Source organism: Burkholderia cepacia (genome assembly GCF_001718835.1).
GTDB classification, from domain to species: Bacteria; Pseudomonadota; Gammaproteobacteria; order Burkholderiales; family Burkholderiaceae; genus Burkholderia; species Burkholderia cepacia_F.
Genome location: NZ_CP013443.1, coordinates 1,364,474 through 1,378,537 on the forward strand (window position 1 = coordinate 1,364,474; position 14,064 = coordinate 1,378,537).

Here is a 14,064-nt window from a genome sequence, read left to right on the forward strand (position 1 = left end):
GCGCCCATGAACGAGCTGGAATACGTGCCGGTTCCGGCATTCGATGACAACTATATCTGGCTCGTCTCGGACGGCCGCGATGCGATCGCCGTCGATCCGGGTGAAGCCGCGCCGGTGCGCCGGGTTCTTGCCGAACGAGGCTGGCGGTTGACCGCTATTTTACTCACGCACCATCACGCCGACCACGTCGGCGGTGTCACCGACCTGATCGGTGGCCGGCCGGACGATGCGCCGCTTGCCGTTTACGGCCCGGCCGGCGAGGAAATCGGCGTCGTCACGCACCCGCTGCGCGGCGGCGATCGCGTGACGCTCGACGCGCCGGCCGTCGCATTCGACGTGCTCGACGTGCCCGGCCACACGCGCGGCCACATCGCCTATTTCCAGCAGGCAGGGAAAGGCGCGGCCGGCCAAGGTGCTGCGGCGCCGCACGTGTTCTGCGGCGACACGCTGTTCTCGTGCGGCTGCGGCCGCCTGTTCGAGGGCACGCCCGCGCAGATGCTCGCGTCGCTCGACGCGCTCGCCGCGCTGCCGGGCGACACGCGCGTGCATTGTGCACACGAATACACGCTGTCCAATATCCGCTTCGCGCTCGCGTGCGAGCCCGGCAACGCGGCGCTCGCCGCGTGGCGCGACGAAGCGCAGGCGCTGCGCGCGCGCGGCGTGCCGACGCTGCCGACTACGATTGCTCACGAGCGTGCCGTTAACCCGTTCATGCGGGCGGACAGCGCGGCGATTCATGCGACGCTCGAAGCGCAGCTGCATGAAACGGTGCCGGATCGTCTGACGGCGTTCACGCTGATGCGCGAATGGAAAAACCGGTTCCGATGACGATTTCCGGAGGACTCCAAAGCTCAAGCGGTGTCTGTAAAAATTGCTCCAAATGTAGGATTTCGCTGAGTTTTCGGTGTTTTTATTGACGTGAAGCACGCACTTCCGTAGTATCGCCTGCAATTTCCAGCCGTCGGAAGCCGAGATTTTCATGCGACTTATATTGAGTGCGATGGTGGTCCTGCTGCTCGCCGCGTGTGCGAGCCAGGCGCCTGTCGCCAACAACGCCGCCGATTCGCAGGCGACGTCCAACTACCTCCGTAAATCAGCCACCGCCAAAGAAACTGTCGACGTCGACAAGCAATCCGTCGGCGACCTGACCAGCGCAGACTCCGATCTCTGGGGGCGCATCCGCCGCGGTTTCCAGATGCCCGACCTGCAGAGCGACCTCGTCGACATGCAGACGACCTGGTATACGCAGCGGCCCGACTACGTGCAGCGCATGACCGAGCGCTCGCAGAAGTACCTGTATCACATCGTCGAGGAGCTCGAGGCGCGTCACATGCCGACCGAGCTCGCGCTGCTGCCGTTCATCGAGTCCGCGTACAACCCGCAGGCGCTGTCGGTCGCGAAGGCGGCCGGCATGTGGCAGTTCATGCCCGGCACGGGCCGTACCTACAACCTGAAGCGCAACATGTGGCAGGACGAGCGCCGCGACGTGCTCGCGTCGACGAGCGCCGCGCTCGACTACCTGTCGCGCCTGCATGACATGTTCGGCGACTGGTATCTCGCGCTGGCCGCGTACAACTGGGGCGAGGGCAACGTGCAGCGCGCGATCGCGCGCAACCAGGCGGCCGGCCTGCCGACCGACTACCAGAGCCTGCGGATGCCGAACGAGACGCGCAACTACGTGCCGAAGCTGCAGGCGGTGAAGAACATCATCGCGAGCCCGCAGCAGTATGGCCTGACGCTGCCGGACATCCCGAACCACCCGTATTTCGTGACGGTCACGACGTCGCGCGACATCGACGTGGCGGTGGCCGCGAAGCTCGCGAACCTGTCGCTCGACGAATTCCGCTCGCTGAACCCGTCGTTCTCGAAGCCGGTGATCCTCGGCGCGACCGAGCCGCAGATCCTGCTGCCGTTCGACAATGCGTCGGCGTTCGAGAAGAACCTGAAAGCCTACAGCGGCCAGCTTTCGTCGTGGACCACCTACACGGTCAGCGAACGCGCACGGCCGGCCGCGATCGCCGAGAAGATCGGCGTGGACGCCGATACGCTGATGTCGATCAACAAGATTCCGGCCGGCATGCGCCTGAAGCCGGGCTCGACGATCGTCGTGCCGCGCGGCGACGACGACGACGAGGACATCAGCGCCGACGTCGCCGAAAACGGCGCGCTCGCGATGGAACCGGACGTACCCGACACGCGCAAGATGCTGATCCGCGTGCGCCGCAAGCAGTCGATGGCGGCGATCGCCGGCCGCTACGGCGTGTCGGTCGGCCAGCTCAAGGCGTGGAACCGCACGCACCGCGATCTCGTGATGCCGGGCCAGGCGCTCGTGCTGCACGTGCCGGTCGGCCGTTCGGTGCCGGCGGAGCCCGGTCCGGAGCGGATCGCGACGTCGGCCGCCGGTGCGCACATCGAGCGCGCGAGCCTGGCGGTGGGCAGCAAGTCGCACGGCGCGAAGCGCGGCGCGGCGAAGCCGACGGCCAAATCGGCGAAAGCGGCGAAAGCGGCGCCGGCCAAGGCCGCAGCGCACAAGGGCAAGAAGAAGTAACGCCGTCGCGAGCGCATCGCGCGGCCGGCCCGGTTCGTGCGATTGCGTTATCATCCGACGAAATGCGACGAAACGCCGTCACCGAGGTGACGGCGTTTTCGTTTGTGCGCGGCGCGGGGGTGCCGCCTCGAATGCCTTCATATGACAAGGGGGAGCGATGTCGTCGGTGCAGGTGAGGGTGCTCGCGCTGTTTTCGGTCGGGTATTTCGTGTCGTATGTGTTTCGCGGCGTCAATCTGGGCTTCGCGCCGTTCGTCACGCACGAGCTCGGGTTGTCGGCCGCCGATCTCGGCCTGCTCACCAGTCTCTATTTCCTCGGCTTCGCGGGCGCGCAGATCCCGGCCGGCGTGATGCTCGATCACTTCGGCCCGCGCCGCGTGACGGCCGGCATGCTGCTGTTCGCGGCCGCCGGTGCGGCCGTGTTCGGCGCCGCGCACGGCCTCGGCACGATGATGGTCGGCCGGCTGCTGATCGGCGTCGGCGTGTCGGTGTGTCTCGGCGCGGCGTTCAAGGCGCTCGCGCAGCATTTCCCGGTCGGCCGGCTGCCGCTCGTGAACGGTCTCGTGATGGCCGTGGGCGGCCTCGGCGGCGTGATGGTCGGCTCGCCGCTGACCTGGCTGCTCGGCTGGACGAGCTGGCGCGCGATCTGTTTCGGCCTCGCGGTGCTGACGGTGGCCGTCGCGGCGTCGATCGGCCTGGGCGCGCCGGAGGCGAAGCAGGTGCGTCACCAGGGCGGGCTCGTCAGCCAGTTCAAGGGCGCGTGGCATATCCTGAGCAGCCGTGCGTTCTGGAAGATCTCGTCGTTCTCCGTCGTCACGCAGGGCGTGTTCTATGCGATGCAGTCGCTGTGGGTCGGGCCGTACCTGCGCGACGTCGCGGGGTTCGATGCGCCGCATGCGGCGCGCCTCGTGTCGGTGCTCGGCTTCGCGATGATGGCCGGCTGCGTTGGCTTCGGCGCCGCGGCGCGCGTGCTCGAGCGGCGCGGGGTGTCCGTGTACGCGTTCTGCGGCATCGGCATGGCCTTGTTCGTCGCGACGCAGGCTGCGATCGTGGTGCGCGCGCCGTTGCCGCCGGCCGTTCTGTGGGGCGCGTACGGGATGTTCGGCGGCGTCGGCATCCTGACCTATGCGGTGATGGCCGGGCATTTTCCCGCGCATCTGATCGGCCGCGCGAACACGACGCTCACGCTCGTGATCTTCCTGCTGATCTTTGCGTTCCAGATCGGTGTCGGCGCGGTGCTGTCGCACTGGCCGGCGGTCGACGGACGTTATCCTGCCGCCGCGCACTTCACCGCATGGGGTGTGCTGCTCGCGCTGCAGCTCGCGAGCGCAGTCTGGTACGTATGGCCCGCACCGATCGCCTCTGGTCAAGCGAGCCGATAGAGGGGTACGCTGGAGCGTGGCGCGGTTCCGCAATCGGGGCCGCAGCGCGCGTGACGGGCGCCGGAGGCCCGGGCCATTGAAAAAGAAAAAGGGCGCGTGATCGGTCCGCCGAGCCGCATTGCGGATTGCCATGCCATGGAATCGGCGGCCAGCGGCGTTGAAAACAGGTCCATTTTCAGGCTATAATTTGAAAGTTTGTGCTGATCAACCTCGCACCCTAGCGCCTACCTCATTCATCCCGTTCATCCGCCGCACGCCGCCTGCCGGGCGATGCCGCGAAGCCTCGTGCGCTGCGCGCCGGTTTCGCGACTCGACACCGCCGGGTGCGTGATGCAAGCCAACGCGCGCGCCCACGCAGCGCGGCGCTCGCGCGGCAGGGTAAACAGGTCGGCAGCAGGGTGTTCCCCAAGGAGCCTCCCGTGTTGCCGTCTTTTACTCCCGCCTTGCTTGCACTCGCCGACGGCACGGTCTTTCGTGGTTATTCGATCGGGGCCGAAGGCCACACGATCGGCGAAGTCGTGTTCAATACCGCGATCACCGGCTATCAGGAAATCCTGACCGATCCGAGCTACTCGCGCCAGATCGTCACGCTCACCTATCCGCATATCGGCAACGTCGGCGTGAACGCCGAAGACGTCGAAGCCACGAAAGTCCATGCCGCCGGCCTGATCATCCGTGATCTGCCCACGCTCGCATCGAACTTCCGCATGGACCGCACGCTCGGCGACTACCTGCGCGACGAAGGCGTCGTCGCGATCGCCGGCATCGACACCCGCAAGCTGACCCGCATCCTGCGCGACAAGGGCGCGCAGAACGGCTGCATCCTGACGGGTTCGGACGACGAAGCGAAGGCGATCGAGCTCGCGCGCTCGTTCCCGGGCCTCGCGGGCATGGATCTCGCGAAGGTCGTGTCGACCACGAAGCCGTTCGAGTGGAAGCAGACCGAATGGCGCCTCGAAGGCGGCTACGGCATGCAGGAAGCGCCGAAGTACCGTGTCGTCGCGTACGATTTCGGCGTCAAGTACAACATCCTGCGCATGCTCGCGGAACGCGGCTGCCACGTGACGGTGCTGCCGGCCGAGGCGAGCGCGGAAGATGCGCTCGCGCTGAATCCGGACGGCATCTTCCTGTCGAACGGCCCCGGCGATCCGGAGCCGTGCGACTACGCGATCGCGGCCACGAAGCAATTCATCGAGCGCGGCGTGCCGACCTTCGGCATCTGCCTCGGCCACCAGATCATGGGCCTCGCGGTCGGCGCGAAGACACTGAAGATGAAGACGGGGCACCACGGCGCGAACCACCCGGTGAAGGATCTCGGCGACGGCCGCGTGGTGATCACGTCGCAGAACCACGGCTTCGCCGTCGATGCGGATTCGCTGCCGGCCAACGCGCGCGTGACGCACGTGTCGCTGTTCGACGGCACGCTGCAGGGCTTCGAGCTGACCGACAAGCCGGCATTCTGCTTCCAGGGCCACCCGGAAGCGTCGCCCGGCCCGCACGACATCGGCTATCTGTTCGACCGCTTCACCGCGCTGATGGACGCGGCGAAGCAGCGCAACGCCTGAGTCACTGACGCAACCGAAGAACGGGAGATTCGCATCATGTTCGGCCACGCACTCGGCATCACGGATATCTGGACCTACGTGTTCGGCGTGATCTTCATCATCCTGCTGCCGGGGCCGAACTCGATGTACGTGCTGTCGCTCGCGGCGCAGCGCGGCGTGAAGGCCGGCTATCGCGCGGCCTGCGGCGTGTTCGTCGGCGACACGGTGCTGATGGTGCTGTCCGCCGCGGGCGTCGCGTCGCTGCTGAAGGCGAACCCGCTGCTGTTCTCCGTCGTCAAGTACGGCGGCGCCGCGTATCTGCTCTACATCGGCTCCGGCATGCTGCGCAGCGCGTGGCAGAAGCTGCGCGCGCGCGCCGATGCGCCGGCCGATGCGCCGCCCGCGGTCGACGGCGAGCGTCGTCCGTTCCGCAAGGCGCTGATCGTGAGCCTGCTGAATCCGAAGGCGATCCTGTTCTTCATCTCGTTCTTCATCCAGTTCGTCGACCCGGCATTCCCGCATCCCGCGCTGTCGTTCGTCGTGCTCGGGGCGATCGCGCAATGCGCGAGCTTCCTGTACCTGAGCACGCTGATCTTCGCGGGGGCGCGGCTCGCCGAGCACTTCCGCCGCCGCCGCAAGCTTGCAGCAGGCGCGGCGAGCAGCGTGGGCGGCCTGTTCATCGGTTTCTCGGTGAAGCTCGCGCTCGCCACGATGAGCTGAGCGCAGCCGGCCGACCCACGACAACGATTACTTATTGAATTCACAAGCCATGCCAAAACGCACAGACATCAAGAGCATCCTCATCATCGGCGCCGGCCCGATCATCATCGGCCAGGCGTGCGAGTTCGACTATTCGGGCGCGCAGGCTTGCAAGGCGTTGCGTGAGGAGGGCTACAAGGTCGTTCTCGTCAACAGCAACCCGGCGACGATCATGACCGACCCGAACACGGCCGACGTGACCTACATCGAGCCGATCACGTGGGAAGTCGTCGCGCGCATCATCGAGAAGGAGCGCCCGGACGCGATCCTGCCGACGATGGGCGGCCAGACCGCGCTGAACTGCGCGCTCGACCTGCACCACCACGGCGTGCTCGAGAAGTTCGGCGTGGAACTGATCGGCGCGTCGCCGGAAGCGATCGACAAGGCGGAAGACCGCCAGAAGTTCAAGGAAGCGATGACCAAGATCGGTCTCGGTTCCGCGAAGTCGGGCATCGCGCACTCGATGGAAGAAGCGACCCAGGTGCACGCCGAGATCATGGCCGGCACCGGCGGCAGCGGCTATCCGGTCGTGATCCGTCCGTCGTTCACGCTCGGCGGCTCGGGCGGCGGCATCGCGTACAACCGCGAGGAGTTCGAGGAGATCTGCAAGCGCGGCCTCGATCTCTCGCCCACGCGCGAGCTGCTGATCGAAGAGTCGCTGCTCGGCTGGAAGGAATACGAGATGGAAGTCGTGCGCGACCGCGCCGACAACTGCATCATCGTCTGCTCGATCGAGAACCTCGACCCGATGGGCGTGCACACCGGCGATTCGATCACGGTCGCGCCGGCGCAGACGCTCACCGACAAGGAATACCAGATCCTGCGTAACGCATCGCTCGCGGTGCTGCGCGAGATCGGCGTCGACACGGGCGGCTCGAACGTGCAGTTCTCGATCAACCCGAAGGACGGCCGCATGGTCGTCATCGAAATGAACCCGCGCGTGTCGCGTTCGTCGGCGCTCGCATCGAAGGCGACCGGCTTCCCGATCGCGAAGGTCGCGGCGAAGCTGGCCGTCGGCTACACGCTCGACGAGCTGAAGAACGAAATCACCGGCGGCCAGACGCCGGCGTCGTTCGAGCCGACGATCGACTACGTCGTCACGAAGATCCCGCGTTTCGCGTTCGAGAAGTTCCGTGAGGCCGATTCGCGCCTGACCACGCAGATGAAGTCGGTCGGCGAAGTGATGGCGATCGGCCGCACGTTCCAGGAATCGTTCCAGAAGGCGCTGCGCGGCCTCGAAGTCGGCGTCGACGGTCTCGACGAGAAGTCGACCGACCGCGACGAGATCGCGATCGAGATCCACGAGCCGGGCCCGGACCGCATCTGGTACGTCGGCGATGCGTTCCGCATCGGCATGACGGCCGAGGAAATCTTCGCGGAAACCGCGATCGACCCGTGGTTCCTCGAACAGATCGAGCAGATCATCCTGAAGGAAAAGGCGCTCGCGGGCCGCACGCTCGCGTCGCTGACGTTCGACGAGCTGCGCTACCTGAAGCAGAGTGGCTTCTCCGACCGCCGCCTCGCGAAGCTGCTCGGCGCGACGCCGGAAGATGTCCGCAAGCGCCGCATCGAACTCAACGTGCGCCCGGTCTACAAGCGCGTCGACACGTGCGCGGCCGAGTTCGCGACGAAAACCGCGTACATGTACTCGACCTACGAGGAAGAGTGCGAGGCGCAGCCGACCACCAACAAGAAGATCATGGTGCTGGGCGGCGGCCCGAACCGGATCGGCCAGGGTATCGAGTTCGACTATTGCTGCGTGCACGCGGCGCTCGCGATGCGCGAGGACGGCTACGAAACGATCATGGTCAACTGCAACCCGGAAACGGTGTCGACCGACTACGACACGTCCGACCGCCTGTACTTCGAGCCGCTGACGCTGGAAGACGTGCTCGAGATCGTCGACAAGGAAAAGCCGGTCGGCGTGATCGTCCAGTACGGCGGCCAGACGCCGCTGAAGCTCGCGCTCGACCTCGAGGCGCACGGCGTGCCGATCGTCGGCACGTCGCCGGACATGATCGACGCGGCCGAAGACCGCGAACGCTTCCAGAAGCTGCTGCAGGACCTCGGCCTGCGCCAGCCGCCGAACCGCACCGCGCGCGCCGAAGACGAAGCGCTCGCGCTGGCGGCCGAAATCGGCTACCCGCTGGTCGTGCGCCCGTCGTACGTGCTCGGCGGCCGCGCGATGGAAATCGTCCACGAGCCGCGCGACCTCGAGCGCTACATGCGCGAGGCCGTGAAGGTGTCGAACGATTCGCCGGTGCTGCTCGACCGCTTCCTGAACGATGCGATCGAGTGCGACGTCGACTGCATCTGCGACGGCGATGCGGTGTTCATCGGCGGCGTGATGGAGCACATCGAGCAGGCGGGTGTCCACTCGGGCGACTCGGCATGCTCGCTGCCGCCGTACTCGCTGTCGAAGGAAACCGTGGCCGAGCTGAAGCGCCAGACGGGCGCGATGGCGAAGGCGCTGAACGTGGTCGGCCTGATGAACGTGCAGTTCGCGATCCAGCAGGTGCCGCAGGCGGACGGTTCGAAGCAGGACATCATCTACGTGCTGGAAGTGAACCCGCGCGCATCGCGCACGGTGCCGTACGTGTCGAAGGCGACCAGCCTGCCGCTCGCGAAGATCGCGGCGCGCGCGATGGTCGGCCAGACGCTCGCGCAGCAGGGCGTGACGAAGGAAGTCGAGCCGCCGTACTTCAGCGTGAAGGAAGCGGTGTTCCCGTTCGTCAAGTTCCCGACCGTCGATCCGGTTCTCGGGCCTGAAATGCGCTCGACCGGCGAAGTGATGGGCGTCGGCCAGACGTTCGGCGAAGCGCTGTTCAAGTCGCAGCTCGCGGCCGGTTCGCGCCTGCCGGAGTCAGGCACGGTGCTGCTGACCGTGATGGATGCGGACAAGCCGAAGGCGGTCGAAGTCGCGCGCATGCTGCACGACCTCGGCTACCCGATCGTCGCGACGAAGGGCACGGCTGCCGCGATCGAAGCGGCCGGCGTGCCGGTGAAGGTCGTGAACAAGGTGAAGGACGGCCGTCCGCACATCGTCGACATGATCAAGAACGGCGAGATCGCACTCGTGTTCACGACGGTCGACGAAACGCGCCAGGCGATCGCCGATTCGCGTTCGATCCGCATGAGTGCGCAGGCGCACAAGGTCACGTACTACACGACGATGTCGGGCGCGCGCGCGGCGGTCGAAGGCTTGCGCTACCTGAAGGATCTGGAAGTCTATGATTTACAAGGTCTTCACGCTCGCCTAAACTAAGCAGTCAGTTACCTGTCGAAGCAACACGTGCCGCGATTAGGCGGTGTTTCCAGTGCATCGGAAACGCGCTTAATCGCGGTGATTTTTTTTATAGCCGTTTTTAGCGATTGAGCCGTTTATGAGCACCATTCCGTTGACAAAGCGTGGCGCAGAGCAACTGCGCGATGAATTGCAGCGCCTCAAGTCCGTCGAGCGGCCGGCCGTGATCAACGCGATCGCGGAGGCCCGCGCACAGGGCGACCTGTCCGAAAACGCCGAATACGATGCCGCGAAGGAAAAGCAGGGCTTCATCGAGGGTCGTATCGCGGAAATCGAATCGAAACTGTCGGCCGCGCAGGTCATCGATCCGACCGTGCTCGACGCCGAAGGCCGCGTGGTTTTCGCATCGACCGTCGAACTCGAGGATCTCGAGTCGGGCGACACCGTCAAGTACCAGATCGTCGGTGACGACGAAGCCGATATCGATCACGGCCTGATCTCGGTCAGCTCGCCGATCGCGCGTGCACTGATCGGCAAGTCCGAAGGCGACGTCGCGGCCGTGCAGGCGCCGAGCGGCGTGCGCGAGTACGAAATCATCTCGGTCAGCTACATCTGAAGCGGGGCGACACGATGCCGCATCGCGTGTTCCGTCTGCTGTCGGCCGTGTGGGTCGGCAGCCTGCTGACGATCGGGTATGCGGTCGCGCCCGTGCTGTTCAGGACGCTGGAGCGGATGACGGCCGGTTCGGTCGCCGCCCAGCTGTTCCGTATCGAGGCGATCCTCGGTGTCGTGTGCGGCGTGCTGCTGCTCGCGCTGTCGAACCAGCAGGTTCGGCGCGGCAGCAGCGAATATCGCCGCGTGCGCTGGGTCGTCGCCGCGATGGTCGTATGCGTGCTGGTCGGGTATTTTGCGCTGCAGCCGTTCATGAACGCGCTGCGGGTCGCCGCGATGGACGCGGGCACCGATATCGCGAATTCGCCGTATGCGAGCCGCTTCGGGATGCTGCACGGCGTCTCGAGCGTGTTCTACCTCGTCGAGAGCGTGCTGGGGCTGATGCTGATCTGGCGTCTGCCGGCGCGCGACGCGTAAGCGTCGCGGGCCGGGCGCCCGGGCGGGCTTACTTGTCCTGGAACGGACGCTTCGTGCTGGCCTGACGCTTCTTGGCGCGCTTCACGCTACCGCCCGCCGTCACGCGCTCGTTGCCGCGCACCGTGACCTTCACCGGTCGCGGACGGCGCACAGGGCTCGCGTTCGGCGACACCTTGACGACCTTGACGGTGCGCGGTGCACGGCCTTTCTTGTCGTCGACGGCTTCGGCCGCGCTCGGCAGCGTGCCGGCACGACGGCCGCGGGCCGGGGCCGCTACGGCGGCTTCGGGCTTCCAGATCACCAGCAGCTTGCCGATGTGCTGGATCGGCGCCGCGCTCAGGCGATCGCAGATCTCGTCGTAGATCGCGATGCGTTCGTCGCGCTCGTCGCCGAACACGCGGATCTTGATCAGCTGGTGCGCGTCGAGGTGCACCTTGATTTCCTTCAGCACGGCGTCGGTCAGCCCTTCGGCGCCGATCAGCACGACGGGCTTGAGCGCATGGGCCTGGGAGCGCAGCGCGGAGCGCTCGGCGGGAGAAAGCGAAAGGGCGGGCATGGAAATGTCGAAATCTAAATAAGGGCGCGCTGACTGAAAAGCGATCGCGGGTAGTTACCGCGTCAGCCGTGCGCCGAAACCACGTAAAATCGCGGCTTGGGCCCGAAAAAGGGGCCGCAGCCGCGCGAAGAAGACGCGTATTATCCGCTAAAAGCGCGGCTTCACGAAGCAATTGGCAGCAATCTCTCTTTCGAATGGCAAAAAACCGCTTCAACCAGCACTGGCTGCACGACCACATCAACGACCCGTACGTCAAAATGGCGCAGCGGGAGGGCTATCGCGCGCGCGCCGCGTACAAGCTGAAGGAAATCGACGAGCAGGACAAGCTGATCCGTCCGGGCCAGGTGATCGTCGATCTCGGCGCGACGCCGGGCAGCTGGAGCCAGTATGCCCGCAACAAGCTCGCGCAGGGCAAGAAGCGTGACGCGGAGCGCGAAGGCGGCATCGACGGCACGATCGTCGCGCTCGACATCCTGCCGATGGAGCCGATCGCCGACGTCCATTTCCTCCAGGGCGACTTCCGCGAGGATGAAGTCCTTCACCAGCTCGAAGAAGTGCTCGAAGGCCGCGCGGTCGACCTTGTTATTTCCGACATGGCCCCCAACCTCTCGGGCGTGGCCTCGGCGGACGCGGCGCGCATCGAGCATCTCTGCGATCTGGCGCTCGAATTCGCGCAGAACCATCTGAAGCCGGATGGTGCGTTGCTCGTGAAATGTTTTCACGGCAGCGGCTACAGCCAGATCGTCGAGAAATTCAAACAGCAGTTTAAGACCGTCGCGCCGCGCAAGCCGAAGGCGTCCCGCGACAAATCGTCCGAAACGTTCATTTTGGGTCGGCATCTGAAACGTCCGCGCTGATGCGCGGCGGGGTGCCGCAAACGGGCTCCGGCCCTTGCCAGACAAGCGAAGCGCTATCGCGGCGGTTGTCAATGCTTATGGCGAGGGTGGTCGGACTGGATTAGAATGACCGAGGGGCGCCGCAAGGAAAATGTAGGCGCTCGTCTACGAGTGAAGGAGTGGTGCTTTGAACAACAATATGTTTTCGAAGGCAGCGGTGTGGCTGGTGATCGCACTGGTGCTGTTTACGGTGTTCAAGCAGTTCGACAAGCCCCGCGTCCAGGAAGGCGTGTCCTATTCGCAGTTCATGGACGACGCCAAGAACGGCAAGGTCAAGAACGTCATCGTTCAGGGGCGCAACCTCACCGTCACTCCGGCTGATGGCCAGAAATACCAGATCGTGTCGCCCGGCGACATCTGGATGGTTGGCGATCTGATGAAGTACGGCGTGCAGGTCAGCGGCAAGGCCGACGACGAGCCGAACGCGCTGATGTCCGCGCTGTACTACCTCGGGCCGACGATCCTGATCATCGTGTTCTGGTTCTACATGATGCGGCAGATGCAGGGAGGCGGCAAAGGCGGCGCGTTCTCGTTCGGCAAATCCCGCGCGCGGCTGATCGACGAGAACAACAACGCGGTGAACTTCTCCGACGTCGCGGGCTGCGACGAAGCGAAGGAAGAAGTGTCCGAGCTCGTCGACTTCCTGCGCGATCCGCAGAAATTCCAGAAGCTGGGCGGCCGCATTCCGCGCGGCGTGCTGCTCGTCGGCCCTCCGGGTACCGGCAAGACGCTGCTGGCCCGCGCGATCGCGGGTGAAGCGAAAGTGCCGTTCTTCAGCATCTCGGGTTCGGACTTCGTCGAAATGTTCGTCGGCGTCGGCGCGGCCCGTGTGCGCGACATGTTCGAGCAGGCGAAGAAGCATGCGCCGTGCATCGTGTTCATCGACGAAATCGACGCGGTCGGCCGTCATCGCGGCGCCGGCATGGGCGGCGGCAACGACGAGCGCGAACAGACGCTGAACCAGATGCTCGTCGAGATGGACGGCTTCGAGGCGAACTCGGGCGTGATCGTGATCGCCGCCACCAACCGTTCCGACGTGCTCGACAAGGCGCTGCTGCGTCCGGGCCGTTTCGACCGCCAGGTCTACGTCGGCCTGCCGGACATCCGCGGCCGCGAACAGATCATGCGCGTGCACCTGCGCAAGGTGCCGATCGCGAACGACGTCGATGCGGCAGTCATCGCGCGCGGCACGCCGGGCTTCTCGGGCGCCGATCTCGCGAACCTCGTGAACGAGGCGGCGCTGTTCGCCGCACGCCGCGGCAAGCGCATCGTCGAGATGCAGGATTTCGAAGACGCGAAGGACAAGATCTTCATGGGTCCGGAGCGCAAGTCGGCCGTGATCCGCGAGGAAGCGAAGCGTGCGACCGCTTATCACGAGTCGGGCCACGCGGTGATCGCGAAGCTGCTGCCGAAGGCCGACCCCGTGCACAAGGTCACGATCATTCCGCGCGGTCGCGCGCTGGGTGTCACGTGGCAGTTGCCGGAGCACGACAACGAAACGTACTCGAAGGACTACCTGCTGGACCGCCTCGCGATCCTGTTCGGTGGCCGGGTGGCGGAAGAGCTGTTCATGAACCTCGTCAGCACCGGCGCATCGGACGACTTCAACAAGGCAACCCAGACAGCGCGTGCGATGGTGGCTCGTTTCGGCATGACCGATGCGCTCGGGCCGATGGTCTACGTCGACGACGAGAACGATGCATCGCCGTTCGGCCGTGGCTTCACGCGCACGATCTCGGAAGCGACGCAGCAGAAGGTCGATTCGGAAATCCGCCGCGTGCTCGACGAACAGTACGGCCTTGCGCGCCGCCTGCTCGAAGAGAACCGCGACAAGGTCGAAGCGATGACCGCCGCGCTGATGGAGTGGGAGACGATCGATGCCGATCAGATCAACGACATCATGGAAGGCCGTCCGCCGCGCTCCCCGAAGAGCTCGCCGGCTGTCGGCGGCGATGCATCGTCGGGCGGCACCGGCGCCGAGGTCAAGCCGGGCAACGCGCCGGCGCCCGCGTCGCCGGCCTGATTCCCGCTGTCGTACCGTTCACGG

Annotated in this window: 11 protein-coding genes; 10 read left to right on the top strand and 1 reads right to left on the bottom strand. The window is 65.7% G+C overall.

The genetic code is table 11. The annotated features are described in order from the left end of the window. The first annotated feature begins 6 nt into the window (after positions 1–6). From gloB to WT26_RS09745, 8 genes are all read left to right on the top strand, one after another. Complete coding sequence (gene gloB, locus WT26_RS09710) at positions 7–828, top strand: hydroxyacylglutathione hydrolase (RefSeq protein ID WP_069272738.1); 822 nt, start codon at positions 7–9, stop codon at positions 826–828. 151 nt (positions 829–979) lie between these two features. Then, positions 980–2,548 carry a transglycosylase SLT domain-containing protein gene (locus tag WT26_RS09715; protein ID WP_069272739.1) on the top strand — a complete coding sequence of 523 codons (1,569 nt, stop codon included), beginning with the start codon at positions 980–982 and terminating at the stop codon, positions 2,546–2,548. A gap of 157 nt (positions 2,549–2,705) precedes the next feature. After that, positions 2,706–3,929 carry an MFS transporter gene (locus tag WT26_RS09720; protein ID WP_069272740.1) on the top strand — a complete coding sequence of 408 codons (1,224 nt, stop codon included), beginning with the start codon at positions 2,706–2,708 and terminating at the stop codon, positions 3,927–3,929. A gap of 419 nt (positions 3,930–4,348) precedes the next feature. After that, positions 4,349–5,494, top strand: coding sequence for a glutamine-hydrolyzing carbamoyl-phosphate synthase small subunit (gene carA, locus WT26_RS09725; RefSeq protein WP_027787879.1), 1,146 nt, complete (start codon positions 4,349–4,351; stop codon positions 5,492–5,494). Positions 5,495–5,530: 36 nt separating this feature from the next. Next, a complete protein-coding gene (gene leuE, locus WT26_RS09730) occupies positions 5,531–6,193 on the top strand; it encodes a leucine efflux protein LeuE (protein ID WP_069272741.1) in 663 nt (220 codons plus the stop codon). A 49-nt stretch (positions 6,194–6,242) separates the two neighbouring features. Next, on the top strand, positions 6,243–9,497 hold the full coding sequence (gene carB, locus WT26_RS09735) for a carbamoyl-phosphate synthase large subunit (protein ID WP_059527220.1): 3,255 nt from the start codon (positions 6,243–6,245) through the stop codon (positions 9,495–9,497). Positions 9,498–9,615: 118 nt separating this feature from the next. Further along, positions 9,616–10,092 (top strand): transcription elongation factor GreA, encoded by a 477-nt coding sequence (gene greA / locus WT26_RS09740; RefSeq protein WP_021163362.1) that lies wholly within the window; start codon positions 9,616–9,618, stop codon positions 10,090–10,092. Positions 10,093–10,106: 14 nt separating this feature from the next. Further along, positions 10,107–10,565, top strand: a complete 459-nt coding sequence (locus tag WT26_RS09745; protein ID WP_059527218.1) for a DUF4149 domain-containing protein — start codon at positions 10,107–10,109, stop codon at positions 10,563–10,565. A gap of 28 nt (positions 10,566–10,593) precedes the next feature. Here the strand turns inward: WT26_RS09745 and WT26_RS09750 are convergent, their stop codons facing one another. Then, positions 10,594–11,121, bottom strand: a complete 528-nt coding sequence (locus WT26_RS09750; protein ID WP_059527215.1) for a YhbY family RNA-binding protein — start codon at positions 11,119–11,121, stop codon at positions 10,594–10,596. Positions 11,122–11,315: 194 nt separating this feature from the next. Between WT26_RS09750 and WT26_RS09755 the strand changes: the two genes are divergently transcribed. Further along, the gene (locus WT26_RS09755; RefSeq protein WP_046545366.1) at positions 11,316–11,978 is read left to right on the top strand and encodes an RlmE family RNA methyltransferase; all 663 of its coding nucleotides are present in this window, start codon (positions 11,316–11,318) and stop codon (positions 11,976–11,978) included. Positions 11,979–12,144: 166 nt separating this feature from the next. Further along, complete coding sequence (gene ftsH / locus WT26_RS09760; protein ID WP_069272742.1) at positions 12,145–14,040, top strand: ATP-dependent zinc metalloprotease FtsH; 1,896 nt, start codon at positions 12,145–12,147, stop codon at positions 14,038–14,040. Positions 14,041–14,064: the final 24 nt, after the last annotated feature.